This is a genomic window from Bacillus sp. AFS029637 (assembly GCF_002584985.1).
Taxonomy (GTDB): Bacteria; Bacillota; Bacilli; order Bacillales; family Bacillaceae_G; genus Bacillus_A.
The window spans coordinates 224,568-251,567 of sequence record NZ_NUPZ01000040.1 but is presented as its reverse complement, the minus strand read 5'-3'; the positions used below and the strand labels follow the sequence as shown (position 1 = coordinate 251,567).

The window sequence follows — 27,000 nt, the reverse complement described above, 5'->3', positions numbered from 1 at the left end:
CTTTATAGAAGAGTTACTTAATTTGAGGCCGTAAGAGTCTCAGTTATAAATAGGTCTATTTCATAGACGACAGTAGCACTTACCTCCTATTTTACATAATTAGGAGGTAACGTGTTGCTTATTAAAAAAGAGATAAATACACAATGTAGAGAGGGTTTAGTGAAATGAAGTTGCATACACTTGTATCATGTTTGCATGATTTTCCAGTTGTTCCAAAAGAAAATCCAGAAATCACATCTATAGAAGCTGATTCACGTAAAGTGAAAGAGGGAAGCTTATTTGTATGTATGAAAGGATATACGGTTGATAGCCATGATTTTGCTAAGCAAGCAGCGGCACAAGGAGCGGCTGCTATTGTTGCGGAAAGACCAATTGATGTTGACGTTCCAGTTGTACTTGTGAAAAACACTTTTCGTTCGTTAGCGGTTTTAGCTGATTATTTTTATGGTCAACCAACACACAAGTTACATTTAATCGGAATTACAGGTACAAATGGAAAGACAACAACATCGCATATTATGGATGAGATTATGCGCGCACATGGTCATAAAACGGGGCTAATTGGAACGATTAATATGAAAATCGGTGATGAAACATTTGAGGTGAAAAATACAACGCCAGATGCACTAACACTTCAACAGACGTTTTCAAAAATGGTTGAACACGGTGTGGATAGCACAGTAATGGAAGTTTCGTCGCATGCTTTAGATCTTGGTCGTGTACACGGATGTGATTACGATGTAGCGGTGTTTACAAATTTAACACAAGATCATTTAGACTATCATAAAACGATGGAAGAATATAAACATGCAAAAGGGTTGCTATTTGCACAACTTGGCAATAGTTATAATCATAATCGTGAAAAATACGCGGTACTGAATAACGATGATGCTGTAACAGCGGAATATATGAGAAGTACTGCAGCAACTGTTGTAACGTATGGAATTGATACAACAAGTGATATTATGGCCAAAGATATCGTTATGACGAGTGGCGGAACTACATTTACACTTGTAACACCATTTGAAAGTGTAAATGTTACAATGAAATTAATTGGTAAGTTCAATGTGTATAATGTTTTAGCTGCGACAGCGGCAGGGCTTGTTTCTGGTGTAAGTTTAGAAACAATCATTGATGTAATAAAGGAACTAGCTGGAGTTCCAGGACGTTTTGAAGTAGTTGATGGTGGACAAAATTATACAGTTATTGTTGATTATGCCCATACACCAGATAGCTTAGAAAATGTATTGAAAACCGCAAAACAATTTGCAAAAGGCGACGTATATTGTATCGCCGGTTGTGGCGGTGATAGAGATCGAACGAAGAGACCGATCATGGCAAGTGTTGCAACAAAATATGCAACTCACGCAATTTACACTTCAGATAATCCAAGAAGTGAAGATCCAGGGGCTATTCTAGATGATATGGTACAGGGTGCAAATGGAAATAATTATGAAGTAATTATTGATAGAAAAGAAGCGATATACCATGCAATTTCTAACGCGAAAGCTGAAGATATTATTATTATTGCTGGTAAGGGTCATGAAACATATCAAATTATTGGTAAAGACGTCCATCATTTTGACGATCGTGAAGTCGCTAAAGAAGCAATTATAGAGCGTTTAAACAACGAAGAGTAACAACGTGAGAGGAGGACTACATGTGCTTGAGCAAGGTTTATTAGTAACGGCTGGGGTAGCATTCTTAATTTCTGTTGCCCTTTCGCCATTGTTTATTCCATTTTTAAGAAAATTAAAGTTCGGACAGAGTATTCGTGATGAGGGACCAAAGTCACATCAAAAAAAATCAGGGACACCGACGATGGGTGGTATTGTCATATATGTATCTATGATGGTGACTACCCTTATTATGGCGATTAAGTTTAACAATTTAGGTGCAGAAGTTTCTTTATTATTATTGGTGACATTTGGTTACGGATTGATTGGATTTTTAGATGACTACATAAAGGTAGTTAAGAAGAGAAATCTTGGTTTAACATCAAAACAAAAATTAGTAGGACAGCTTATTATTGCTATTGCGTTCTTTTTAATTGGAAAAGGGCAAGCATTTCACACATACATCATGATTCCGGGAACGGATGTTAAGTTTGAATTAGGTTGGGCGTATTTTGTACTTGTACTATTTATGCTTATTGGTGGATCAAATGCAGTTAACTTAACTGACGGTTTAGATGGTTTATTATCAGGAACAGCTGCTATTGCATTTGGAGCATTTAGTATTATTGCTGTAGCACAAGAGCAATTTGGAGTAGCAATATTCTGTATGGCAGTTGTAGGAGCTGTACTTGGATTTTTAGTATTCAATGCGAATCCAGCAAAAGTATTTATGGGAGACACAGGTTCCTTAGCTTTAGGTGGTGCCATCGCAGCTGTGGCAATTTTATTAAAACAAGAATTGCTACTTGTAGTTATTGGTGGCGTATTCGTAGCGGAAACTTTATCTGTTATTATTCAAGTTATTTCATTTAAAACAACAGGAAAACGTGTCTTTAAAATGAGTCCATTACATCATCATTATGAATTATGTGGTTGGTCAGAGTGGCGCGTCGTGGTAACGTTTTGGTCTGTAGGATTTTTATTAGCTGTGTTAGGAATTTATATCGGGGTGTGGATGTAATTGAAAACTGTAACTGAATTTCAAAATAAAAATATTCTTGTATTAGGCATTGCAAAAAGTGGTTATGCAGCAGCTACCTTGTTACAAAAAGTAGGGGCAAATGTTATTGTAAATGACGGAAAGCCTTTAGCGGAAAATGTACTTGCTGCAGAATTGCAAGCAAAAGGAATGGACGTTGTATGTGGTGGTCATCCTTTGGAATTGTTAGAGAGAAATATTTCTCTTGTTGTAAAAAATCCAGGGATTCCGTATTCTAATCCAATATTAGTTGCTGCGAAAGAAAAGCAAATTCCAATAGTTACAGAAGTCGAATTAGCATATCGTATTTCAGAGGCACCATTTGTTGGAATTACGGGATCTAACGGTAAAACGACAACGACAATGCTTACGTTTGAAATGTTAAAAGAAGGACAAAAGCATCCTGTTATTGCAGGAAACATAGGGACTGTTGCTTGTGAAGTAGCGCAGGATGCAAAAGAAAATGAAGTTGTAGTTACAGAACTTTCATCGTTTCAATTGATGGGAGTAGAATCGTTCCAGCCTAAAATTGCTGCGTTTTTAAACTTATTTGAAGCCCACTTAGATTATCATGGGACGAAGAAGGAATATGGTTTAGCAAAAGCAAATATTTTTAAAAACCAAACAGAAAACGATTATAGTGTAATAAATGCAGATGATGCAGATGTGATGGCCTTATCTGCGAATACTAAAGGTCAAAAAATACTGTTTTCGACAACGAAAGAAATTGAAGATGGTGCGTATATAAAAGATAATGCTCTTTATTTTAAAGGGGAAAAAGTTGTTGAAGTAAGTGATATCGTTTTACCAGGGCAGCACAACTTAGAAAATATTTTAGCTGCGATGAGTATTGCGAAATTGTTAGGTGTTTCTAACGAAGCGATTACGGTAGTGTTAAAACGCTTTACGGGTGTAAAACATCGTTTAGAATATGTAACAACTATTAATAATCGTAAGTTTTATAATGACTCAAAAGCGACAAATATGTTAGCGACTGAGAAAGCATTATCTGCGTTTACACAACCGATTGTGTTACTAGCAGGTGGGCTTGATCGTGGAAATGAATTCGATGATTTAATTCCATATTTCAAAAATGTAAAAGCGATTGTAACATTTGGACAAACAGCACCAAAATTAGTAAGAGCGGCAGAAAAAGCGGGATTAGATATAATTGAAAGTGTCGATACTTTAGATGAAGCGGTAGTGAAAGCTTATGCCCATTCTAAAGATGGTGATGTTATCCTTCTTTCTCCAGCATGTGCGAGCTGGGATCAATTTAAAACATTTGAAGAAAGAGGAGACATTTTTATACAAGCTGTGCATAAACTTATATAAAGTAAATCAAAACATCAGTAGGCTAACACCTACTGATGTTTTGTTACATAGGGCAAAAGGTTCTGCCTAAAGAGGTGGTGTTTATGGGTAATGAAGAAATCGCCTGATTTTATTCTCATCATCGTTACGCTCTCGCTTTTGACAATTGGAATGATTATGGTTTATAGTGCGAGTGCAGTTTGGGCCTCTTATAAAATGGGGGACTCATTCTTTTTTGCAAAACGACAATTACTGTTTGCAGGTCTTGGTGTAGTAGCTATGTTTTTTATAATGAAAATTGATTATTGGGTGTGGCGTACGTATTCAAAAGTGATTTTGCTAGTTTGCTTCATTCTTCTTATTCTCGTTCTTATTCCAGGAGTAGGTCTTGTTCGAGGAGGAGCACGAAGTTGGATTGGGATCGGAGCATTTTCGATTCAACCGTCAGAGTTTATGAAGTTTGCGATGATAATTTTCTTGGCAAAATTTTTAGCGGAACGGCAAAAATTAATTACATCTTTTAAACGTGGTTTATTACCGGCTCTTAGTTTTGTGTTTCTTGCTTTTGGGATGATTATGTTACAGCCAGACCTCGGTACAGGAACGGTAATGGTTGGGACGTGTATCATTATGATATTTATTTCAGGAGCAAGGGTCTTTCACTTTGCAATGTTTGGTTTGGTTGGCGTAGCAGGATTTGTAGGGTTAATTGCATCAGCACCGTATCGAATGAAACGCATTACATCATATTTAGATCCGTGGTCAGATCCGCTCGGAAGTGGATTTCAAATTATCCAATCATTACTCGCAATTGGACCTGGTGGATTATTCGGGCTTGGACTTGGACAAAGTAGACAAAAATTTCTTTATTTACCTGAACCACAAACAGACTTTATATTTGCAATCTTATCCGAGGAATTAGGTTTTATTGGTGGTTCATTTGTGTTATTATTATTTAGTCTATTATTATGGCGCGGGATTCGTATAGCATTAGGAGCGCCAGATTTATATGGTACGTTTTTAGCAGTAGGTATTGTGGCGATGATTGCGATTCAAGTAATGATTAATGTTGGTGTTGTAACAGGATTGATGCCTGTTACGGGTATTACTTTGCCGTTTTTAAGTTATGGTGGATCAAGTTTGACATTAATGTTAATGGCAGTAGGTGTATTATTAAATATAAGTCGCCATTCTCGCTACTAAACCCTGTTTATAAGACAGGGTTTTTCGTATGTGTGTGAAAATACAATATGTACATAGAAATAAATACGATTGAAATAAGAAATGAGAAGCGGAGGAGTTAGTAGTGCGTGTATTAGTAAGTGGTGGGGGTACTGGGGGCCATATTTATCCGGCTCTTGCTTTAATTAGAGAAATAAAGAAGTTAAATCCAGAAGCAAGGTTTTTATATATTGGTACAGAAAATGGATTGGAGAGTACAATTGTTCCAAAAGCAGGTATACCGTTTCAATCTATTGTTATAAGTGGATTTAAACGAAAAATATCGTTAGATAATGTGAAAACAGTGATGCGTTTCCTAAAGGGTGTACAAGATAGTAAACGATATATTCGTCGTTTTAATCCGGACATTGTGATTGGAACAGGTGGATATGTATGTGGCCCAGTTGTGTATGCTGCAGCAAAATTAGGTATTCCAACTATTGTACATGAACAAAATAGTGTACCAGGTGTAACAAACAAATTTTTAAGTCGTTATGTTGATAAAGTTGCTGTTTGTTTTGAAGCAGCGACAGAACATTTTCCACAGTCAAAAGTGGTTATGACAGGCAATCCACGTGCCTCTGAGGTGATGGATCAAAATGGAATGAAAGGAAAACGTTCAGTAGGTTTATCTCTTCCTAAAAAATCCGTACTTATTTTCGGAGGGAGTCGTGGGGCTAGACCGATTAACGATGCTTTTGTAGAGGCGATAGAACAATTTGGGAATAAAAGTTACGAAATCTTGTATGTAACAGGTGAAGTACATTATGACAAAGTGATGGAAGCAGTGAAGCAAAAGGGGAATCCGAATAATGTCATCATTAAACCTTTTATTCATAATATGCCAGAAGTACTTACAGGTGTAGATCTTGTTGTTTCAAGAGCGGGGGCAACAACACTTGCAGAGTTAACAGCGTTAGGTAAGCCAAGTGTGTTGATTCCGAGTCCGTATGTAACAAATAACCATCAGGAAAAAAATGCACGTTCAGTTGTTGATAAAGGAGCAGCAAAAATGCTACTTGAAAAAGATTTAACATCTGAAACGCTAATTCGTGATATTGATGAGATTTTATTAGATGCACAAACATTACAAAATATGAAGCTAGCTGCTAAACAATTAGGTATTCCAGATGCGGCGAATAAGCTGTATGAAGTAATGAATCAACTTGTAAAAAAATAACGTTAGGTGAACGCCCTGCATACTACTGTAATAAGGAGACTTAATATGGGGGAGATCGTTTATGGAACAATTAGTAAATGAGCTTATAAAAGCAAATGTTGGTCGAGTATTAGTTAACGAACCGTTAGCGCGTTATACTACTATGAAAATAGGTGGACCAGCTGATATTTTAATTGTACCAAAGCATGTTACCGGTATTGAGAAAACATTGCAGTTAGTAAAGAAATATAAAACAAAGTGGACTGTAATTGGTCGTGGTTCAAACCTTCTCGTATCTGATAAAGGGATAGAAGGTGTCGTTATTCGTTTAGGAGAAGGATTAGACCACTTAGAGGTCGAAAACCATAGAGTAAGAGTTGGTGGTGGATATCCCCTTATTAAATTGTCAACTTTACTTAGTCGCCAAGGGTTAGCTGGACTGGAATTTGCAAGTGGTATTCCAGGGAGTGTTGGTGGCGCAGTGTATATGAATGCAGGAGCACATAAATCAGATATATCAAGTATATTATCAAAGGCTCTTATTCTGTTTGAAAACGGAACAATTGAGTGGTTGATGAATAGCGAAATGGAGTTTTCTTATCGTACATCTGTATTACAAACGAAACGTCCTGGTATTGTTTTGGAAGCTGAGTTTCAATTACAGGTTGGAGAGCGTGAGGAAATTATAAGAAATATGCAAAAAAATAAAGATTACCGCCGCGAAACGCAGCCGTGGAATCATCCTTGTGCAGGAAGTGTATTTCGGAATCCCCTCCCAGATTTTGCAGGACATTTAGTAGAAAAAGCGGGGCTTCGTGGTTATCGAATAGGCGGAGCTCAAATTTCTGAAATGCATGGGAATTTTATTATTAATACTGGAGGGGCTTCAGCACAAGATGTATTATCCTTAATCGCATTGATAAAACATACAATTAAGGATAAATTTGGTTTAGATATGCATACAGAAGTAGAAATCATTGGAAGATAACGGTTATTCGTTCCGCTCATTATCATTTATGCTATAATAAGAAGATAAGAACGGCATGAGGAACATGCCGTTCTTTATGTTACATAGGGGGATCGTACATGAAAAATAGTAAAGTGATTAAACTACAAGATCGTGTACCAAAGTTGAAAAATCAAAAGAAAAAAAACAAAAACAAAAAAAATGTTAATCATCGATTGATTTTATACATATCAATTTTATTTTTATTAGTACTCTTTTTAATTTATTTTCGGTCTCCGCTTAGTAATATAAAAAAGATAAGTGTACTTGGAAATCATTATATGACAGATGAACAAGTGATGAAGGAATCGGATGTGACATATGATACAAGTTATTTCCGAGTGACAGCACATAAAGCAGAAGAAAACTTAACGAAACGAAAAGAAATTAAAGCAGTAAATGTAAAAAAACGTTTTCCGAACAAAATTGATGTTCATATTGAAGAGTATGTAACGATTGGTTATATAAACAAAGATGGAAAATTACAACCTTTATTGGAAAATGGGAAAACACTTGATGTACTCCCGAACGGAAAACTTCCTGTTGCAGCACCAATTTTTGAACCTTTTAAAGAGGAGAAAATGAAGGAGTTAATTGCTGAGTTAGAAAAGTTAACACCGACTATTTTAAGATCTATTTCTGAGATTCGTTATTCACCGACGAATGCGAATGAAGACCATCTTACTTTATATATGAATGAAGGGTATGAAGTGAGCACTACGATTCAAAATTTCGCAAAGCGTATGGAAGCGTATCCTCTTATTTTAAAAACAATTGAACCAGGTAAGAAAGTATTAATTGACTTAGAAGTAGGGGCGTATACAAAAGAGTTAGGATCAGAAGAAAAAAAAGAATAGAACGGTAGTTTTCGTTGCGTTATTACAGAAAAACAAAACGAACGTTCTGCTTAGTGCATATGAATTTACAAGAATGGTTCATTTGATGAAAAATATGTAAAAATTCTTAGATTCATACTAGGATTGGTACAAGTTTCACTTTTCTATGAGTACATCTTAGTGTAGACTTATACTTGGCGGTAATCTTTACACTTGAAATAGAATTATTTCGAGATAAGCAGTTATTTACAGTTTACTGCGATATTCTTAAATGAATGTTAAATAAAAATAAGAAAAATATAGGGTTAAAAAAGGGAAACGTATAAAGACGTTGAATATTTTTCTTATAAATAGTAAAGTTGCGATTGTTGTTCCATATATTGAGTTGTATGGTATAAATAAAGAAGGAGGTGCCAAAGAATGAACAGCAATGAAATATATGTTAGTCTTGACATCGGTACATCCAATGTTAAAGTCATCATTGGTGAAATGGTTAATGACAGCTTAAACATTATTGGTGTTGGAAATGTTAAATCAAGTGGTTTAAAGAAGGGATCGATAGTTGATATAGACGAGACTGTTCGATCAATTAAAAAAGCAATTGAACAAGCTGAGCGCATGGTGGGAATCCACATTGAGCAAGTTGTAGTAGGTGTCAATGCAAACCAGGTACAGCTACTTCCTTGTCATGGAGTAGTCGCTGTTTCAAATGAAGATCGTGAAATCGGGAATGAAGATGTCTTACGCGTTCTAGATGCAGCACAAGTTGTGTCAATTGCTCCTGAACGTGAGTTTATTGATGTGGTACCTCGACAGTTCATCGTAGACGGTCTTGACGAGATTAACGATCCACGCGGGATGATCGGTGTAAGATTAGAAATGGAAGGTACACTTATTACAGGCTCGAGAACTTTACTACATAACCTACTTCGTTGTGTAGAAAAAGCAGGTCTTGAAATTGTTGATATTTGTCTTCAACCGTTAGCGGCTGCGACAGTTGCTATATCTTCAGATGAAAAAAATAGAGGTGTAGCCCTTGTTGATATTGGGGGAGGTTCTACAACGTTATCTATTTTTAAAGATGGAGAGTTACAAGCGACGAGCGTATTGCCATTAGGTGGAGACCATATAACGAAGGATATTGCGATTGGATTGAAAACTTCAACAGAAAATGCAGATCAAATTAAGCTGAAATATGGACATGCTTTTTATGATACAGCATCTGAAGAAGAAATGTTTACGGTTCCTATTATGGGAAGTGATCAAACAGAACAGTATTCACAATTGGAATTATCTGATATTATCGAGGCTCGTGTAGAGGAAATTTTAATGTTTGTACAAGAAGAAGTACGCAAGCTAGGAATCAAACAAGTTGCTTCTGGTTATGTACTAACTGGCGGAATTGCTTCTATGCCAGGTGTTCTTGATCTTGCATATGATATTTTACATGAAAATGTTCGTATAGCGACTCCAGATTATATTGGTGTGCGTGAGCCTCAATATACAATTGGAGTTGGATTAATTAAACACTCTTATCAAAAAGCTAAATTACGTGGAAAAAACGTGCAGGAAAAACAAGAGCATTTTGAACCAGTACCTGCACCAATGCCGGTACAACAGCAACCTGCGAAACAAAAAACGCGTAATCAAAACAATAATAATCAAAATGATGACCGTATGATGTCAAAAGTAAAACGTGTATTCCGTTATTTATGGGATTAAAATTGGACACGAAAAATGAGGTTCTAGGGGGATTTCGACATGTTAGAGTTTGATACTACTCAAGATCAATTAGCGAATATAAAAGTTATCGGTGTCGGCGGTGGCGGAAACAATGCTGTAAACCGTATGATTGAACACGGTGTACAAGGTGTAGACTTTATCGCTGTGAATACTGATGCACAAGCATTAAATCTATCAAAAGCTGAAACAAAAATGCAAATTGGTGGAAAATTAACGCGCGGACTTGGTGCAGGCGCAAACCCTGAAGTAGGGAAAAAAGCTGCAGAAGAAAGTAAAGAGCAAATCCAAGAAGCACTTCGTGGTGCGGATATGGTCTTCGTAACAGCTGGTATGGGCGGCGGAACTGGAACTGGTGCAGCTCCAGTTGTTGCTCAAGTTGCAAAAGAACTAGGCGCATTAACAGTTGGTGTTGTAACACGTCCATTTACATTTGAAGGACGTAAGCGTGCAACACAAGCAGCATCTGGTATTGCTGCATTTAAAGAAAATGTAGATACGTTAATTGTAATTCCAAACGATCGCTTATTAGAGATTGTTGATAAAAATACGCCGATGTTAGAAGCGTTCCGTGAAGCGGATAACGTATTACGTCAAGGTGTTCAAGGTATTTCTGATTTAATTGCAACACCAGGTTTAATTAACTTAGACTTTGCAGACGTAAAGACAATCATGTCTAATAGAGGTTCTGCTTTAATGGGTATCGGTTCTGGTAATGGAGAAAATCGTGCTGCTGAAGCTGCGAAAAAAGCGATTTCTAGTCCATTATTAGAAACATCTATTGATGGAGCTCAAGGTGTTATTATGAACATTACGGGTGGAGCTAACTTAAGCTTATATGAAGTACAAGAAGCGGCAGATATTGTAGCTTCGGCTTCAGATCCAGAAGTAAATATGATCTTCGGTTCTGTTATTAATGAAGGATTAAAAGATGATATCGTTGTAACTGTAATTGCAACTGGTTTTGATGACAGTATTGCAACTCAACCACCAAAACCAATCATCCGTCCGAATGCGAATCATACGCAACAGCAACAACCAGTAGCTCAACCTTCAAAACAACGTGAAGTAAAACGTGAAATGAAGCGTGAAGAGCCAGTTGTACATGAGCGCCATTCAGACTCAGATGATATCGATATTCCAGCATTTTTACGTAACCGTCGTAGACGATAAAAGAGAAGGAGCTTTCATGCTCCTTTTTTGTTTTTTAAATGGAAAAGATCTGCTAAGCAGGTCTTTTTTTATTTCGTATATTTCAATTTACTTCGCATTAGTTACCTGTAAAGCTAGGCTGTTTACACCTCACTAATTACAGTTTCACTTTATAACCGTAGTAAAGTTTAAGTTAGATTATATAGTTCAATTAATCTGTTTATAAAAAATAAAAGTATATCACGCTATAAAACTATACTTTTATTTTTTACCGACAGATTATGTCTAGAAATCACAAAATAACAAAAAAACACCTCCGCAAATTGACACACTTTCCTATTGGATATGCATTATACTAGTCTCAACTTAAAAAAAGAGGTGAATTGTTTGGTTGTTTACGCCGACATTGTTTGGTTGTTAAACGCCTGCATTGATTTTCTTTTACTACTATTAACAGCTACTGTGTTAAAAAAGAAAATCAAGAGATGGAGGCTTGTGTTAGGGGCATTTATAGGTTCAACCATTGTTATTTTTGCCTTTACTCCTTTTGCTTCTATGATGACACATCCTATTATGAAACTACTGTACTCGTTACTTATTGTGTATACAGCATTTGGGTTTACAACGTTTAGAAATTATGCACAAACAGTTTTTACTTTTTACTTTGTAACCTTTATGGTTGGCGGGGGATTAATTGGAACGCATTTCTTTTTGCAAACGAATGAAATGGTAAATGGATTGGTTCAAGCTCAATCCATTTCTTACGGCGATCCAATTAGTTGGTTATTTGTTATTTTGGGCTTTCCAGTAATTTATTATTTTTCTAAAAAGCGTATTGAAAGCGTAGAGATCACAAAAATACACTATGATCAAATTGTGAGAGTGAAAATTAAATTAGCTGAAGAAGAATTAGAACTAGCAGGTTTAATTGACAGCGGGAATCAACTGTACGACCCATTAACAAAAACACCCGTTATGATTATGCATATTTCATCATTAGAGCATTGTTTGCCAGCTTGGTTAACAGAACAAATTTATTCCAAAACAGAGATTCCTCAAATACCAGAAAATGATTCTGGATGGGCGACAAGATTACGCCTAATTCCTTTTCGTGCAGTTGGGGTAGAGAGTCAATTTTTATGGGCAATTAAGCCGGACAGTGTGCAAGTTGATCATGAAGGTAGCTCTATTGTTGTAAACAAAGTATTAATTGGGTTAAATACACAACAATTGTCTACCAATGGAGAGTATCAATGCATTGTACATCCGAAAATGTTGATTTCACAAAAGATGGTAATTGCTTAATTATGAGAGGCGGGATAATATGATGAAATTAAAATTTTATTTAGTATACCTTTGGTATAAAGTATTGCTGAAATTAGGAATTAAGACCGATGAAATTTATTATATTGGTGGAAGTGAAGCGTTACCACCGCCGTTAACGAAAGAAGAAGAGGAAGTTCTTTTGAATAAATTGCCAAAAGGAGATCAGGCAGCGAGATCATTACTTATAGAACGCAATTTACGGCTAGTTGTATATATAGCAAGAAAGTTTGAAAATACAGGGATAAATATTGAAGATTTGATTAGTATAGGAACAATTGGCCTTATTAAAGCGGTAAATACATTTAATCCAGAAAAGAAAATAAAATTAGCAACATATGCATCGCGTTGTATAGAAAATGAAATTTTAATGCATTTGCGCCGGAATAATAAAAATCGTTCAGAAGTTTCTTTTGATGAGCCGCTCAACATTGATTGGGATGGTAATGAACTGTTGTTATCAGATGTATTAGGTACAGATGATGATATTATTACAAAAGATTTAGAGGCTACTGTAGATCGTCACCTTCTAATGAAAGCATTGCACCAATTAAATGATCGAGAAAAACAAATTATGGAGCTTCGGTTTGGGCTTGCTGGAGAAGAGGAAAAGACCCAAAAAGATGTGGCGGATATGCTTGGGATTTCGCAGTCATATATTTCGCGTTTAGAAAAAAGAATCATAAAAAGATTACGAAAAGAATTTAATAAAATGGTGTAGAGAATAAGACCAGCCTTTATCTAGGCTGGTCTTATTTTGTTTAGTGGAATGAGAAAGGTAACTAAAATGAAAAGTGAAGAGAAAACCACATGCATAAAATCCCCTTCAAAGGAAATACTTTACACTGTACAGCAACTCCCGATAGGAGGGAACACTTTGACGAGAAACAAAGTAGAAATTTGCGGTGTTGATACAGCTAAACTTCCAGTACTAAAAAATGAAGAAATGCGTAAATTATTTCGTGAAATGCAAAGTGGAGAGATAAGCGCAAGAGAGAAATTAGTGAATGGAAACTTACGTCTTGTACTGAGCGTCATCCAAAGATTTAATAACAGAGGAGAGTATGTTGACGATTTATTTCAAGTTGGTTGCATCGGACTTATGAAATCAATTGATAACTTTGATTTAGGCCAAAATGTAAAATTTTCAACGTATGCTGTGCCGATGATTATTGGGGAAATACGCAGATATTTGCGTGATAATAATCCGATTCGTGTATCTCGCTCATTACGAGATATCGCGTATAAAGCGTTGCAAGTAAGAGAAAAGTTGATTGCAGAAAATTCAAAAGAACCAACAGCGATGGATATTGCAAAAGTTCTTGAAGTGACTCATGAAGAAATTGTTTTTGCTTTAGATGCGATTCAAGATCCAGTTTCATTATTTGAGCCGATTTATAACGATGGGGGAGATCCTATTTTTGTTATGGATCAGTTAAGTGATGAAAAACAAAAGGACGAGCAGTGGGTTGAAGAGTTAGCATTGAAAGAAGGGATGAAGCGTTTAAATGATCGTGAGAAAATGATTATTCGAAAACGTTTCTTCCAAGGAAAAACACAAATGGAAGTTGCAGAAGAAATTGGGATTTCTCAAGCGCAAGTATCACGTTTAGAGAAATCAGCTATTAAACAAATGAATAAAACGATTCAAGGATAAGGTTTCACCATTTATGGTGAAACCTTTTTATATGTAATATAGTTTTTCTTCGCTCATAGTAGGGAAGCTGTGTTCATATAATGAAAATCATATGGGGTTAGTAGAGAGTGCTTCCTGTAAATTTGAGAAACAGTGTTTTTCAATTCGTCATATATAAGGGAGAGGATGAAAATGATAAGAATTTCGGAGTTGCAGATGAAAGAGATAATAAATGTGTCAGATGGAAAAAGGCTTGGGAATATTGGAGATATCGAAATCGATATGAATACAGGGAAGATCGGGTCTATTATTATTTCCAAACAGGCACGCATGTTAGGGATTTTTGGGAAAGATGTAGAAATTGTAATTCCTTGGGAGGAAATTATGAAAATTGGGGAAGATGTCATACTTGTAAGAGTAAATCCTGTTAATTCTGTAACAGAATCAATACAAACACCGACAATTTCATAAAGAATATTACAAATTCCTCTTTTTTTTCTGTTGGCATTATTAAAAAATAAAAGTATGGTAAAATAGACAGGAAGTACCATGCTTTTTTCTGTTATTTTAATTAAAAGGAGCTAAATACAGTTATATAAAATATACAAAAATAATCTCTACAGGAAGAGATTATTCAAGACTTACTATCTATCGTTCATGTATTTAGTTGTAGAATTTATGGGTTAAGGAAGTATAAAAAGAAAATATCGGAGGATAAAGCTGTATGAAAAGAGCATATCTAATAGAAATCCATCCGACAAAAGAACAAATAACCCAAATAAATCAGACGATTGGTGTGTGTAGGTATGTTTACAACCTGTATATCTTTAAAAACAAAGAGCTGTATGAAGCCGAAGGAAAGTTTCTAGGTGGGTATGACTTTTCTAAATGGTTGAACAATGTCCATACAAAAGAATGTGATCAGTGGATAAAAGAAGTATCCAGTAAAGCTGTAAAACAAGCTATTATGAACGGGGAAAAAGCTTTTAAGCAATTTTTTAAAGGTTTATCTAAATTTCCACGATATAAGAAAAAGAAGAAGCAAGATGTGAAGTGCTATTTTCCTAAAAACAACAAAACAGATTGGACAGTAGAAAGGCATAGAGTAAAAATCCCTACAATTGGTTGGATAAGGTTAAAAGAATATGGATATATCCCTAAAGATGCAACGGTAAAAAGTGGCGTAGTATATCAAAGAGCAGGAAAATATTTTGTATCTGTACTTTGTGAAAGAGAAGAAGTAAGGGTAAAACCAATATTGAATAATATAGGTCTAGGGATTGATTTAGGGTTGAAGGATTTCGCTGTACGTAGTGATGGAAAGACTCACAAAAATATAAATAAAACAGTAAAAGTAAAAAAGATAGAAAAACGGTTAAAACGTGAACAACGCTCTTTATCGCGAAAATATGAAAATCTAAAAAAGAGAGGTGGAAAATCTGTTACTATTAAAAGAGCGAATATAGATAAAAATGTTCTTAGGGTGCAAAAGTTGCATGCTCGATTAGCGAATATTCGACTAGAGTATGTAAAGTCTATTGTAACGAATGTGGTGAAAACCAAGCCAAGGTTTATTACAGTGGAAGATTTGAATGTAAGAGATATGCTGAAGAATAAACATCTATCTAAAGCAATTTCCAAGCAGTCTTTTTATAATTTTAAAACGTGGCTTTTGACGAAATGTGAGGAATATGGAATTGAATTACGTCAAGTAGACCGATTTTATCCATCTTCAAAGTTGTGCTCCTATTGTGGTCAAAAGAAAGCAGATTTAAAATTATCTGACCGGGTATATGAATGTGAATGTGGTAATGCAATGGATAGGGATTTGAACGCAGCGAACAACCTTTTACAAGCAAAAGAATATACAATACTAACGTAAATAGATTGTATATATACGGTGGGCTACATCGGAATTTACGCCTGTGGAGTGTTACAGTAAACTGCAGTAGCGAGTGAGTGGCGAGACAGGACACGGAGAAGCAGGAATACTCTAAGAATAAACATTTGTCTATATTTTTAGTAGCAGCCGCTTTGTTATGAGAGAACCATTTAAATATGTGGACGGTATACTGTATTTACAAGCGTGGAAAGAACTTGGAAACATTACTGCTGGATTTACGACAAAAGATGGTGGGATAAGTACGGGCTCCTTTCATGCGATGAATTTAGGATTACATGTGAATGATATTGCGGAGAACGTTCATGAAAACAGACGCATTTTAGCAAATAAGTTACAAAAACCATTGGAAAACTGGATTTGCTCTGAACAAGTCCATGATCACCATGTTGAAAAAGTAGGACAACAAGAAAAAGGAAGTGGCGTCTATTCATATGAGGATGGCATTTCAAAAACAGATGGCATTTATACGACTAGTAAAGATGTTCTTTTAACGTCTTGTTACGCGGATTGTGTTCCACTCTATTTTTATGCACCATCACATGGTATGATAGGACTGGCGCATGCTGGGTGGAAAGGGACCGTAAAAGAGATTGCAAATGAAATGATTCAAAAGTGGAATGCAGAAGGGATTTCAATTGATGAAATTCATGTTGCGATCGGACCGGCAATAGGGTCTTGTTGTTATGTTGTTGATGATAGAGTATTAACTGCAGCACAGCAAGTAGTAAACGGGTCTGTCCCGTATGAAAAAATTTCTGATGGGCAGTACGCAATTAATTTAAAAGAAATTAATCGTATATTGTGTGTACAAGCAGGCATAAAAGAAGAGCATATTGTAATGTCATCTCTTTGTACAAGCTGTGAAGAACAACTATTTTTCTCTCATCGTCGTGATCAAGGAAAGACAGGAAGAATGTTGAGTTTCATAGGTTTTAAGGAGGAAGGAAACAAATGACAGTGCAAGAAAATTTAGTAACTGTAAATGAAGCTATTAAAGAAGCTTGCGCACGAGCTGGACGTTTGTTGCAAGATATTAAACTCGTTGCAGTTACAAAAACTGTAGGAATTGAAAAAACAAACGAAGTAATTGAAGCCGGAATTATTGATTTAGGTGAAAATAGAAATGAAGGTTTCTTACAGAAATACGAACATTTCGGTTCAAAAGTAAATTGGCATTTTATTGGCTCATTACAAACGAGAAAAGTAAAAGAAATCATTAATGAAATTGATTATTTACATTCATTAGATCGTCTTTCGCTTGCGAAAGAAATTCAAAAACGTGCTGATAAGAAAGTGAAATGTTTTATCCAAGTGAAAACATCCTCTGAAGAGTCCAAGCAAGGATTGGCAATAGAAGAAATTGTTCCTTTTATTCAAAGTTTGCAAGAATTGGATAAGATTGAAGTGGTTGGATTAATGACAATGGCTCCATTTACAGAAGAAGAGGAAGAAATCAGGCGCTGTTTTAAAGAATTACGCATGCTACAAGCAGAGGTGCAGGGGCTAGAATTGTCATATGCACCATGTGAAGAATTATCTATGGGAATGTCCAATGACTACACGATTGCAATTGAAGAAGGTGCTACATATATTCGTTTGGGAACGATTTTAGTAGGAAAAGCGTAAAAGGAAGGAGAATCTTATTATGAGTTGGTCAAAAGTAAAATACTTCTTTTTTGATACACCAGAAGAAAAAGAAGCAGCTCAATATAGCTATGAAAAGGAGCAAACAGACATGAAGAAGCAGCAAGATCCGCCAGAACAACAAGATGTTACGTTTCCAAAAGCGCAACCGAAACAAAATGTTGTGAGCATTGAAACGGCAAAGCAATCTTCAAAAGTTGTTTTATTAGAACCACGCACATATTCGGAAGCGCAAGGGATTGCGGACCATTTAAAAGGTAGACGAGCTGTTGTAATTAATTTGCAAAGAATGTCTACTGATCAAGCGGTACGTATCGTTGACTTTTTAAGTGGTACTGTATACGCTATAGGCGGGGATATTCAAAAAATAGGACCGAAAACATTTATGTGTACACCTGAAAATGTAGATATTGTTGGTGCAATTTCAGAGTTATTCGGTGAAGAAGAAGAAACAAATATAAAGAGGTGGTAATACGCCATGACAACAGTATATATGGTGTTAAGTTCTGCTATCGAGATTTACTCGTGGGCACTTATTATTTACATTCTCCTATCATGGTTTCCTGGTGCAAAGGAATCAACTTTTGGAGATTTTCTTGCGCGTATTTGTGAACCGTATTTAGAACCGTTTCGCAGATTTATTCCGCCGCTTGGTATGATTGATATCTCTCCACTCGTTGCGATTTTTGCGTTAAAACTTGCTAAAATTGGTTTAGCGAGTTTATTGAACTATTTCTTATAGTAAGAGGTTACATACATGAGCATCTACGAGCATTTTAGACCTGATGAAGAGGTCTTTGTGGATAAAGTATTAGAGTGGAAGCGAACGGCGGAGTACCATCAAGTGAAATTAACAGATTTCCTTGATCCAAGACAGCAGCAAATTGTTTCTATGGTAATTGGACAAGGAGATGTTGCTTTGCAATTCGATGGTGCAACGCCTCACGCGGAGCGCAAAAGAGCACTTATTTATCCAGACTATCTAGAATTAAATGAAGAAGAATTTCAAGTAGAAGTATTAGAAATTGACTATCCTTCCAAGTTTTATACGCTAGAGCATCGGCAAATATTAGGTACATTTATGTCTCTTGGTTTAACGAGGGAAAAATGTGGCGATATTTTGCTTCAAGAAAATCGTGCCCAAATTGTAGTTGCGAAAGAAATCGTATCGTACATTGAGATGAACTTACAATCAATAGGGAAAGTAAAAGTCTCCTTATCATCAGTGCAAGGAGAACAAATTCTGCAGATGCATGAAACGTGGGGAGAGAAATCTGGAACGGTTTCTTCACTTCGTTTAGATGTTATGCTAGCTGAAATGTTACATGTATCCAGACAGAAAGTACAACCGTTAATAAAAAATGGTTTAGTGAAAGTCAATTGGAAAACAGTGGAGCAAACTTCTTATGAATGTTATCCAGGAGATGTTTTTTCTGTAAGAGGATACGGACGAAGTAAATTATTTTCTGTAGAAGGTAAAACAAAACGCGACAAATGGAGAATTTTGTATGGTATACTAAAATGATTGGTTTTTTAGAAGGAAATCCTCCTATTTTGTCGAAGAAAAGATATAATTGAAAGAGGAAATTTAGATAACTACTTGGAGGTGGCGTTGTGCCGTTAACACCATTAGACATTCATAACAAAGAATTTGGTCGCGGATTCCGTGGCTATGATGAAGATCAAGTAAATGAGTTTCTTGATCAAATTATCAAAGATTATGAATTAGTCATTCGTGAGAAAAAAGCTTTAGAAGAAAAGGTTGCGCAATTAGAAGGAAAGTTAGATCATTTCTCTAATATTGAAGATACGTTAAACAAATCTATCGTTGTAGCACAAGAAGCAGCGGAAGAAGTAAAACGTAATGCGCAAAAAGAAGCGAAATTAATTGTACGTGAAGCTGAAAAGAATGCAGATCGTATCATTAACGAAGCTTTAGTAAAATCAAGAAAAGTTGCCTTTGATATTGAAGAGCTGAAGAAACAAGCAAAAGTATTCCGAACTCGTTTCCGTATGCTTTTAGAAACACAGCTTGAAATGTTAAACAACGATGATTGGGATAAGTTAATTGAGTTAGAAGACGAAGTGGACGAGCTGTTGAAAAAAGAAGAAACAGTGTAAGCTTGACGTTTTTCTCATTATTACATATAATTTTAAACAACATATTTATTAAGAAAAACGAAGATAGGGATAAGTACCTTTTCACACCTTATATAGCGAACTGAGGATGGTGTAAGCTCAGGATAAGGAGATAATGGGAATATCACCCTGGAGTTCCGCGCTGAACAAATAGAGTAAGCGTAGGCGTATATTCGCGTTAAGAATATAAAGAGGATCTTATACATACGTATATGGTCTACTAGGGTGGTACCGCGGGAGACTTTCTCGTCCCTTTTGGGGATGAGAAGGTCTCTTTTTTATTCCGTTTTTTAAGTATTTCTTTTATACATGTAAGGAGGAATTGAGCATGGAGTACAAAAATACATTACTGATGCCAAAAACAGAGTTCCCAATGCGTGGGAATTTACCAAAACGTGAGCCTGCAATGCAAGAAAAATGGGCTGAAATGAACATTTATGAAAAAGTACAAGAACATACAAAAGGTCGTCCTTTATTCGTATTGCATGATGGACCTCCATATGCGAATGGTGACATTCATATGGGACATGCATTAAATAAAGTATTGAAAGACTTTATTGTTCGTTATAAATCAATGACTGGTTTCAGTGCACCATATGTACCAGGTTGGGATACGCACGGTTTACCAATTGAACAAGCTTTAACAAATAAAGGTGTAAAGCGTAAAGAAATGTCAGTTGCTGAGTTCCGTAAGTTATGTGCAGAGTATGCATATGAGCAAGTGGAGCGTCAACGTGAACAATTTAAGCGTCTAGGTGTACGTGCTGATTGGGATAACCCATACATTACTTTAGAGCCAGCTTATGAAGCACAACAAATTAAAGTGTTTGGTGACATGGCGAAAAAAGGTTATATCTATAAAGGACAAAAGCCTGTTTACTGGTCTCCAACGAGTGAATCAGCTTTAGCGGAAGCTGAAATTGAATATCAAGATAAAAAGTCAGCATCTATTTACGTAGCATTCCCTGTTAAAGACGGAAAGAACGTATTAGAAGGTGATGAGAAATTCATTATCTGGACAACAACACCTTGGACGTTACCTGCAAACTTAGGTATTTCTGTTCACCCAGAACTTGAATATAGCATTGTAAAAGTAAATGATGAGAAATATATCATCGCTTCTGAGCTGTTTGAGACAGTTGCAAAAACGTTAGAGTGGGAAAATGCTGAAGTTGTGAAAACGGTAAAAGGTAGCGAGCTTGAGTATACAGTTGCAAAACATCCATTCTACGATCGTGATTCATTAGTTATGCTAGGGGAACACGTAACAACAGATGCAGGTACTGGTTGTGTTCATACAGCACCTGGACACGGGGAAGATGACTTTATTGTTGGTAAAAAGTATGGCTTAGAAGTACTTTGCCCAGTTGATGATAAAGGTGTATTAACGAATGAAGCACCTGGATTTGAAGGCTTATTCTATGATAAAGCTAACAAGCCAATTACAGAAAAATTAGAAGAAGTAGGCGCGTTATTGAAACTAACATTCATTACGCATTCATACCCACATGATTGGAGAACGAAAAAACCAATTATTTTCCGTGCGACAGCACAATGGTTTGCATCTATTGAAGCATTCCGTAAAGAGTTATTAGAAGCTGTTGCGGAAACAAAATGGGTACCAGCATGGGGAGAAACTCGTCTTCATAACATGGTTCGTGACCGTGGTGACTGGTGTATTTCTCGTCAGCGTGCATGGGGTGTGCCAATTCCTGTATTCTATGCTGAGAATGGTGATCCAATTATTACGGATGAAACAATTAATCATGTAGCAGATTTATTCCGTGAACACGGTTCTAACGTATGGTTCGAGCGTGAAGCGAAAGATCTATTACCAGAAGGATTTACACATCCAGGTAGCCCAAATGGTGAATTCCGTAAAGAAACAGACATCATGGATGTATGGTTCGATTCAGGTTCTTCTCACCAAGCGGTATTAGAAGAGCGCGAAGACTTACAACGTCCAGCTGATTTATATTTAGAAGGATCTGACCAATATCGTGGTTGGTTCAACTCTTCATTATCAACAGCAGTTGCTGTAACAGGTAAAGCTCCATATAAAGGCGTACTAAGCCATGGATTCGTATTAGATGGTGAAGGACGTAAAATGAGTAAGTCGATTGGAAACATCGTCGTACCGAAGAAAATTATGGATCAATTAGGTGGAGACATTTTACGCTTATGGGTATCTTCTGTTGACTATCAATCTGACGTACGTATTTCAGATGATATTTTAAAACAAGTAGCAGAAGTGTATCGTAAAATCCGTAATACATTCCGTTTCTTATTAGGAAACTTAGATGACTTTAAGCCAAGTGAAAATACAGTAGCGGTAGCTGAACTTCGTGAAGTAGATCGTTACATGTTAGTGAAATTAAATGACTTAATTACAAAAGTAAAAGAAGCATATGAAACATACGACTTCGCTGCTGTATATCATGCAATTCATAACTTCTGTACAATTGATTTAAGTTCATTCTACTTAGACTTTGCAAAAGACATTCTATACATTGAAGGTGCAAATCATGAAGATCGTCGTGCAATTCAAACTGTATTATATGATGTTCTTGTTGCATTGACAAAACTTGTAACACCAATCTTACCGCATACAGCTGATGAAGTATGGCCATACATTCCAGGTGTAACAGAAGAAAGTGTACAATTAACTGATATGCCAGAAACTGCAGAAATAGATGGTGCGGAAGCATTAAAAACAAAATGGGATGCATTTATGACGCTGCGTGATGACGTATTAAAAGCGTTAGAAGTAGCGCGTAATGAAAAAGTAATCGGTAAGTCATTAAATGCAAGCATTACACTATATCCAACTGCAGAAATGAAAGCTATGCTAGAGTCTATTAGTGAAGACTTAAAGCAATTATTCATCGTTTCTGAGTATAAACTTGGTGGTATGATGGAAGAAGCGCCAGTAGATGCACCGAAGTATGAACATACAGCGGTTGTTGTTGCTCAAGCAACTGGTGAAACATGTGAACGTTGTTGGGTAGTTTCAGAAACAATTGGTAAAGATGCTGAACATGAAACATTATGTGAGCGTTGTGCAACAGTTGTTAAAGAAAACTATGTAAAATGATAAGGAATGACTGCACGTAAAGTGCAGTCATTTTTTTGTTTACAGTATATTGAAATAACTTTCACTCTCTTTCCTATGAAGGAAAAATGTGTGTGAGGTAAGCAAATAGATTTCGGACACACTAACTGTACATTACAGCTAGGAGGAATGTACACGTGAATGAAATTTACATGGAAATAAAAGAAGAATTGCAATTGATGAGAAAAGAGTTGCAAGAGAGACTAGCTAAAGAAGTAATGCACAAATACGATATGGAGTTTAGCGGGGAGCTCGGATATGAAATTCAGGAAGAGATAAAGAAAAAAATGCTATTACATGATATAAAAGAGGATTTAAAAGATGTAGAACGTGCATTGTTTAAAATGGAAATAGATATGTATGGTATTTGTGAAGAAACGGGAAGAGCGATTCCTACAAAACAAATGAAAACAATGCCGACTGCTCGTACGATTCATGAATTTTTCTATGAAAAGGTAAATGTATGAATACGCACAACGATATTATATTACCTTTTTTTAATTTATTTTATTCTTCTATAAAGGTTCATTGTGAAAAGATAGCAGCTATGCTAAAATTTTGAGGTACACTGTCTTTATGGGGGAAATGAAAATGATATATTATGTAATAGCGTTATTTGTCATTGCCATCGATCAAATATCGAAGTGGCTAATTGTAAAGAAAATGGAATTGGGTACGAGCATTCCGATTATCGATAATGTATTATACATAACATCACATCGAAATAGAGGAGCTGCCTGGGGTATTTTAGAAAATAAAATGTGGTTTTTCTACATTATTACAGTCGTTTTCGTAGTGTTTATCGTATTTTATATGAAAAAGTACGCGAAGACAGACAAGCTTCTAGGTATTTCATTAGGTCTCATTTTAGGCGGAGCAATTGGTAATTTTATTGATCGTGTATTTAGACAAGAAGTAGTGGATTTCATTCACGTGTATATTTTCTCGTACAACTATCCAGTATTCAATATAGCTGATTCAGCATTATGTATTGGTGTTGTATTAATTATTATTCAAACATTATTAGAAGGCAAGAAAGCGAAGGAGTAATTGAATGAGTGAAGTAGTACAAGTAACAGTTGCAGAAGAGCAAAAAAGTGAGCGAATTGATAAATTCGTTGCAGGGATAAATAATGAGTGGTCACGTTCACAAGTACAGCAATGGATTAAAGATGATGTTGTGACAGTAAACGGAAAAGCAGTAAAAGGGAATTATAAGGTTCGAGAAAATGATGAAATTACAGTAACGATTCCTGAACCAGAAGCATTAGATATTCAACCAGAAGATATGAACTTAGAAATTTATTATGAAGATGCAGATGTACTTGTTGTTAATAAGCCACGTGGCATGGTTGTACATCCAGCACCAGGTCATACAAGTGGTACGCTTGTAAACGGCCTTATGCACCACTGTACAGATTTATCAGGCATTAACGGTGTAATGCGTCCAGGTATCGTGCATCGTATTGATAAAGATACATCTGGCCTATTAATGGTTGCTAAAAATGATATGGCGCACGAATCACTTGTAAATCAACTTGTAGCAAAAACAGTTACAAGACGTTACAAAGCGATTGTGCACGGTGTGATTCCACATGATAAGGGAACTATCGATGCACCAATTGGCCGTGATAAGAAAGAGCGTCAAAGTATGACAGTTGATGAAAATGGTAAGCATGCTGTGACGCACTTCCAAGTGTTAGAACGCTTTAAAGACTTTACACTTGTGGAATGTCGCTTAGAAACGGGACGTACGCACCAAATTCGTGTTCATATGAAATATATTGGCTATCCACTTGCAGGAGATCCAAAGTATGGCCCAAAGAAAACATTAGATATGAATGGACAAGCACTTCATGCAGGTATTTTAGGATTTGACCATCCTCGTACTGGTGAATATATTCAGTTTGAAGCACCAATTCCAGAAGTGTTTGAAGACGCATTAAATATTTTGCGAAAATAGTATTGACAAATCATAAGAAAACTGAGATACTGACAACAGTTAAATAATGATCCTTTAACACAGCCCCGTGAGGTTGAGAAGGTAACGGTTTGAAATACTTAGGGTATGCTGTACCCTTTTTTCAAAAGTCCTCTCGCACACGCTGAGAGGACTTTTTTTATACCATTCCTCTCATGCAAGAAAAAAGCTTGGAGGTGTAGAACATGCAGGAAAAAGCTGTCGTTTTAGATGACCAAATGATTCGCCGCGCTTTAACACGAATTAGTCATGAAATCGTGGAACGAAATAAAGGTGTCGATAATTGTGTTCTTGTCGGAATTAAAACACGTGGAATTTTTATTGCACAACGTTTGGCAGAACGAATTGGTCAAATTGAAGGGAAAGAAATGGAAGTAGGCGAGTTAGATATTACGTTATATCGTGATGATTTAACACTACAATCCAAAAACAAAGAACCACTTGTAAAAGGTTCTGATATTCCTGTAGATATTACGAAGAAAAAAGTTATCCTTGTGGATGATGTATTATATACAGGAAGAACAGTTCGAGCAGCGATGGATGCCCTAATGGATTTAGGTAGACCGTCACAAATTCAATTGGCTGTTCTTGTTGATAGAGGTCATCGTGAACTACCAATTCGCGCTGATTATGTAGGAAAGAACATTCCAACATCAAGTGAAGAGCGTATCGAAGTTGATTTGCAAGAGACAGATCAACAAGATCGAGTAAGCATATACGATAAGTAAAGCCCTTTTAAATGTAGTCCTGTGAGGCTGACAAAGGGTCTTGGCTTTCATATGTCAAATTTGGCATACGAAAGTGTAGGACTCTTTGTGCACAGGCACAAAGAGTTTTTTTATTGCAAAGATTTAAACTGAAGGAGGATGTAACAATGGAACAAAAGCCAGTGTTAGACGTTAATGAAATACCGAAACCGGGAAAATGGTTATTTTTAAGTATACAACATTTGTTCGCGATGTTTGGATCAACAGTGCTTGTTCCGTTTTTAACAGGATTGAATCCGTCAGTAGCATTAATATCAAGTGGATTAGGAACGTTAGCGTTTCTTCTTATAACGAAAGGTCAAGTACCTGCCTATCTAGGATCATCATTCGCCTTTATCGCACCGATTATAACAGCGAAAACGGCAGGTGGACCGGGAGCAGCGATGCTTGGCGGTTTGCTAGCAGGACTTGTGTACATCTTAATCTCACTCGGAATTAAGAAATCAGGATCAGCGTGGATTATGAAATTACTTCCACCAATCGTAGTTGGTCCAGTCGTAATGGTAATCGGTTTAGCTTTAGCACATACAGCAGTGAATATGGCAATGAACGGTGCGGATGGTAAGTACAGCTTTACACACTTTTCAGTAGCGTTAGTAACATTAGCAATTACAATCATTTGCTCCATATTCGGGAGAGGATTCTTCAGTATCATACCAGTTTTACTTGGAATCATCGGAGGTTACATCTTTGCTTACTTCCAAGGGCTAGTCGATTTAAAGCCGGTAGCTGAGGCAAAATGGTTTGTCATACCAGATTTCACAGTACCATTTGTAACATACACACCAGAGTTCTCATGGAAGATTGTGCTCTTAATGGTACCAGTTGCACTCGTAACAATATCAGAGCATATCGGACATCAAATTGTACTTGGAAATGTAATTAAAAGAGATTTAATTGAAAAACCAGGTTTACATCGTTCAATCTTCGGTGATGGAGTAGCAACATTGATCGCATCACTAATCGGTGGACCACCGAATACAACATACGGTGAAAACATCGGTGTGCTAGCAATTACGAGAGCGTACAGTGTATACTTATTCATCGGTTCAGCAGTGTTCGCAATCATGTTCGGATTTATCGGTAAAATTTCTGCACTGATTCATTCGATCCCAACACCAGTTATGGGCGGGGTATCAATCTTACTATTCGGTGTAATCGCATCAAGCGGATTACGCATGATGGTAGATGATAAAACAGATTTAAGTGACAAACGAAACTTAATGATTGCATCAGTAATACTAGTAATCGGCATTGGTGGAGCGGTACTTCACGTAGGAGATTCATTCCAAGTAGAAGGAATGGCGCTTGCAGCGATTGTAGGTGTACTGTTAAATCTACTACTACCAGAAACAAAACAAGAAAAACATACAAAACAATCTAAGCAGATTGCTTCATAAAAATAACCTTTT

General features: G+C 36.3%; 26 protein-coding genes, 1 pseudogene and 1 other annotated feature. All 27 genes and pseudogenes read left to right on the top strand.

Annotated features, from left to right (window positions below; all coding sequences use genetic code 11):
- The first annotated feature begins 164 nt into the window (after positions 1-164).
- The 27 genes and pseudogenes from murE to uraA all read left to right on the top strand — a co-directional run bounded on the left by murE (position 165) and on the right by uraA (position 26,988).
- Entirely contained in the window at positions 165-1,640 is a 1,476-nt protein-coding gene (gene murE / locus COE49_RS22125) for a UDP-N-acetylmuramoyl-L-alanyl-D-glutamate--2,6-diaminopimelate ligase (protein ID WP_088230179.1), read from the top strand.
- A gap of 22 nt (positions 1,641-1,662) precedes the next feature.
- Entirely contained in the window at positions 1,663-2,637 is a 975-nt protein-coding gene (gene mraY, locus COE49_RS22120; protein WP_088230178.1) for a phospho-N-acetylmuramoyl-pentapeptide-transferase, read from the top strand.
- Positions 2,638-3,990 (top strand): UDP-N-acetylmuramoyl-L-alanine--D-glutamate ligase, encoded by a 1,353-nt coding sequence (gene murD, locus COE49_RS22115; protein WP_088230177.1) that lies wholly within the window; start codon positions 2,638-2,640, stop codon positions 3,988-3,990.
- A gap of 90 nt (positions 3,991-4,080) precedes the next feature.
- Positions 4,081-5,172, top strand: coding sequence for a stage V sporulation protein E (spoVE, locus tag COE49_RS22110; protein ID WP_088230176.1), 1,092 nt, complete (start codon positions 4,081-4,083; stop codon positions 5,170-5,172).
- 103 nt (positions 5,173-5,275) lie between these two features.
- Entirely contained in the window at positions 5,276-6,370 is a 1,095-nt protein-coding gene (murG, locus tag COE49_RS22105) for an undecaprenyldiphospho-muramoylpentapeptide beta-N-acetylglucosaminyltransferase (RefSeq protein ID WP_088230175.1), read from the top strand.
- A gap of 61 nt (positions 6,371-6,431) precedes the next feature.
- Positions 6,432-7,337 carry a UDP-N-acetylmuramate dehydrogenase gene (gene murB / locus COE49_RS22100; protein ID WP_088230174.1) on the top strand — a complete coding sequence of 302 codons (906 nt, stop codon included), beginning with the start codon at positions 6,432-6,434 and terminating at the stop codon, positions 7,335-7,337.
- Between the two features lie 98 nt (positions 7,338-7,435).
- The gene (gene divIB, locus COE49_RS22095; RefSeq protein ID WP_098946103.1) at positions 7,436-8,212 is read left to right on the top strand and encodes a cell division protein DivIB; all 777 of its coding nucleotides are present in this window, start codon (positions 7,436-7,438) and stop codon (positions 8,210-8,212) included.
- A gap of 399 nt (positions 8,213-8,611) precedes the next feature.
- The gene (gene ftsA, locus COE49_RS22090) at positions 8,612-9,913 is read left to right on the top strand and encodes a cell division protein FtsA (RefSeq protein ID WP_071713197.1); all 1,302 of its coding nucleotides are present in this window, start codon (positions 8,612-8,614) and stop codon (positions 9,911-9,913) included.
- Positions 9,914-9,952: 39 nt separating this feature from the next.
- On the top strand, positions 9,953-11,104 hold the full coding sequence (ftsZ, locus tag COE49_RS22085) for a cell division protein FtsZ (RefSeq protein WP_098841272.1): 1,152 nt from the start codon (positions 9,953-9,955) through the stop codon (positions 11,102-11,104).
- Between the two features lie 366 nt (positions 11,105-11,470).
- Positions 11,471-12,388: a sigma-E processing peptidase SpoIIGA gene (gene spoIIGA, locus COE49_RS22080; RefSeq protein ID WP_140417318.1), complete on the top strand. Its 918-nt coding sequence runs from the start codon at positions 11,471-11,473 to the stop codon at positions 12,386-12,388.
- A gap of 19 nt (positions 12,389-12,407) precedes the next feature.
- Positions 12,408-13,127: an RNA polymerase sporulation sigma factor SigE gene (sigE, locus tag COE49_RS22075; RefSeq protein WP_000976947.1), complete on the top strand. Its 720-nt coding sequence runs from the start codon at positions 12,408-12,410 to the stop codon at positions 13,125-13,127.
- A 156-nt stretch (positions 13,128-13,283) separates the two neighbouring features.
- The gene (sigG, locus tag COE49_RS22070) at positions 13,284-14,063 is read left to right on the top strand and encodes an RNA polymerase sporulation sigma factor SigG (protein WP_000197755.1); all 780 of its coding nucleotides are present in this window, start codon (positions 13,284-13,286) and stop codon (positions 14,061-14,063) included.
- A 171-nt stretch (positions 14,064-14,234) separates the two neighbouring features.
- Positions 14,235-14,513, top strand: a complete 279-nt coding sequence (locus tag COE49_RS22065; protein WP_000619414.1) for a YlmC/YmxH family sporulation protein — start codon at positions 14,235-14,237, stop codon at positions 14,511-14,513.
- A gap of 143 nt (positions 14,514-14,656) precedes the next feature.
- A pseudogene (locus COE49_RS28145) lies at positions 14,657-14,770 on the top strand (IS607 family transposase); the annotation flags it as partial.
- Positions 14,767-15,924 carry an RNA-guided endonuclease InsQ/TnpB family protein gene (locus COE49_RS22055; protein WP_098841271.1) on the top strand — a complete coding sequence of 386 codons (1,158 nt, stop codon included), beginning with the start codon at positions 14,767-14,769 and terminating at the stop codon, positions 15,922-15,924. The pseudogene COE49_RS28145 and the gene COE49_RS22055, both read left to right, overlap by 4 nt.
- Positions 15,925-16,081: 157 nt before the next feature.
- Entirely contained in the window at positions 16,082-16,900 is an 819-nt protein-coding gene (gene pgeF / locus COE49_RS22045; protein WP_088230168.1) for a peptidoglycan editing factor PgeF, read from the top strand.
- Positions 16,897-17,571, top strand: a complete 675-nt coding sequence (locus tag COE49_RS22040; RefSeq protein WP_098841270.1) for a YggS family pyridoxal phosphate-dependent enzyme — start codon at positions 16,897-16,899, stop codon at positions 17,569-17,571. The genes pgeF and COE49_RS22040 overlap by 4 nt, the downstream gene beginning before the upstream one ends.
- A gap of 19 nt (positions 17,572-17,590) precedes the next feature.
- Positions 17,591-18,061 (top strand): cell division protein SepF, encoded by a 471-nt coding sequence (locus COE49_RS22035; RefSeq protein WP_000119137.1) that lies wholly within the window; start codon positions 17,591-17,593, stop codon positions 18,059-18,061.
- 6 nt (positions 18,062-18,067) lie between these two features.
- Positions 18,068-18,331 carry a YggT family protein gene (locus tag COE49_RS22030; RefSeq protein WP_088230166.1) on the top strand — a complete coding sequence of 88 codons (264 nt, stop codon included), beginning with the start codon at positions 18,068-18,070 and terminating at the stop codon, positions 18,329-18,331.
- Between the two features lie 15 nt (positions 18,332-18,346).
- On the top strand, positions 18,347-19,114 hold the full coding sequence (locus COE49_RS22025; protein ID WP_098841269.1) for a YlmH family RNA-binding protein: 768 nt from the start codon (positions 18,347-18,349) through the stop codon (positions 19,112-19,114).
- Positions 19,115-19,203: 89 nt separating this feature from the next.
- Entirely contained in the window at positions 19,204-19,710 is a 507-nt protein-coding gene (divIVA, locus tag COE49_RS22020) for a septum site-determining protein DivIVA (RefSeq protein ID WP_001131611.1), read from the top strand.
- A 51-nt stretch (positions 19,711-19,761) separates the two neighbouring features.
- Positions 19,762-19,985, top strand: a binding site (T-box leader).
- 71 nt (positions 19,986-20,056) lie between these two features.
- The gene (ileS2, locus tag COE49_RS22015; RefSeq protein ID WP_088230164.1) at positions 20,057-22,822 is read left to right on the top strand and encodes an isoleucine--tRNA ligase; all 2,766 of its coding nucleotides are present in this window, start codon (positions 20,057-20,059) and stop codon (positions 22,820-22,822) included.
- A 155-nt stretch (positions 22,823-22,977) separates the two neighbouring features.
- Positions 22,978-23,307: a TraR/DksA C4-type zinc finger protein gene (locus COE49_RS22010; protein WP_088230163.1), complete on the top strand. Its 330-nt coding sequence runs from the start codon at positions 22,978-22,980 to the stop codon at positions 23,305-23,307.
- A gap of 124 nt (positions 23,308-23,431) precedes the next feature.
- Entirely contained in the window at positions 23,432-23,890 is a 459-nt protein-coding gene (gene lspA, locus COE49_RS22005) for a lipoprotein signal peptidase LspA (RefSeq protein WP_088230162.1), read from the top strand.
- Between the two features lie 4 nt (positions 23,891-23,894).
- On the top strand, positions 23,895-24,803 hold the full coding sequence (locus COE49_RS22000; RefSeq protein ID WP_088230161.1) for an RluA family pseudouridine synthase: 909 nt from the start codon (positions 23,895-23,897) through the stop codon (positions 24,801-24,803).
- 203 nt (positions 24,804-25,006) lie between these two features.
- Positions 25,007-25,549, top strand: a complete 543-nt coding sequence (gene pyrR, locus COE49_RS21995) for a bifunctional pyrimidine operon transcriptional regulator/uracil phosphoribosyltransferase (RefSeq protein ID WP_001156491.1) — start codon at positions 25,007-25,009, stop codon at positions 25,547-25,549.
- 146 nt (positions 25,550-25,695) lie between these two features.
- On the top strand, positions 25,696-26,988 hold the full coding sequence (gene uraA / locus COE49_RS21990) for a uracil permease (protein ID WP_140417317.1): 1,293 nt from the start codon (positions 25,696-25,698) through the stop codon (positions 26,986-26,988).
- Positions 26,989-27,000: the final 12 nt, after the last annotated feature.

Bases quoted from the DNA above. Each gene is read 5' to 3' on its own strand.
- uraA (WP_140417317.1), top strand. From the start codon at position 25,696: ATGGAACAAAAGCCAGTGTTAGACGTTAATGAAATACCGAAACCGGGA.
- murE (WP_088230179.1), top strand. From the start codon at position 165: ATGAAGTTGCATACACTTGTATCATGTTTGCATGATTTTCCAGTTGTT.
- COE49_RS22035 (WP_000119137.1), top strand. From the start codon at position 17,591: ATGAGTTGGTCAAAAGTAAAATACTTCTTTTTTGATACACCAGAAGAA.
- COE49_RS22000 (WP_088230161.1), top strand. From the start codon at position 23,895: ATGAGTGAAGTAGTACAAGTAACAGTTGCAGAAGAGCAAAAAAGTGAG.
- divIB (WP_098946103.1), top strand. From the start codon at position 7,436: ATGAAAAATAGTAAAGTGATTAAACTACAAGATCGTGTACCAAAGTTG.
- ftsZ (WP_098841272.1), top strand. From the start codon at position 9,953: ATGTTAGAGTTTGATACTACTCAAGATCAATTAGCGAATATAAAAGTT.
- COE49_RS22055 (WP_098841271.1), top strand. From the start codon at position 14,767: ATGAAAAGAGCATATCTAATAGAAATCCATCCGACAAAAGAACAAATA.
- COE49_RS22025 (WP_098841269.1), top strand. From the start codon at position 18,347: ATGAGCATCTACGAGCATTTTAGACCTGATGAAGAGGTCTTTGTGGAT.
- murB (WP_088230174.1), top strand. From the start codon at position 6,432: ATGGAACAATTAGTAAATGAGCTTATAAAAGCAAATGTTGGTCGAGTA.
- pyrR (WP_001156491.1), top strand. From the start codon at position 25,007: ATGCAGGAAAAAGCTGTCGTTTTAGATGACCAAATGATTCGCCGCGCT.
- ftsA (WP_071713197.1), top strand. From the start codon at position 8,612: ATGAACAGCAATGAAATATATGTTAGTCTTGACATCGGTACATCCAAT.
- COE49_RS22065 (WP_000619414.1), top strand. From the start codon at position 14,235: ATGATAAGAATTTCGGAGTTGCAGATGAAAGAGATAATAAATGTGTCA.
- pgeF (WP_088230168.1), top strand. From the start codon at position 16,082: ATGAGAGAACCATTTAAATATGTGGACGGTATACTGTATTTACAAGCG.
- COE49_RS22040 (WP_098841270.1), top strand. From the start codon at position 16,897: ATGACAGTGCAAGAAAATTTAGTAACTGTAAATGAAGCTATTAAAGAA.
- COE49_RS22030 (WP_088230166.1), top strand. From the start codon at position 18,068: ATGACAACAGTATATATGGTGTTAAGTTCTGCTATCGAGATTTACTCG.
- spoVE (WP_088230176.1), top strand. From the start codon at position 4,081: ATGAAGAAATCGCCTGATTTTATTCTCATCATCGTTACGCTCTCGCTT.
- sigE (WP_000976947.1), top strand. From the start codon at position 12,408: ATGATGAAATTAAAATTTTATTTAGTATACCTTTGGTATAAAGTATTG.
- ileS2 (WP_088230164.1), top strand. From the start codon at position 20,057: ATGGAGTACAAAAATACATTACTGATGCCAAAAACAGAGTTCCCAATG.
- lspA (WP_088230162.1), top strand. From the start codon at position 23,432: ATGATATATTATGTAATAGCGTTATTTGTCATTGCCATCGATCAAATA.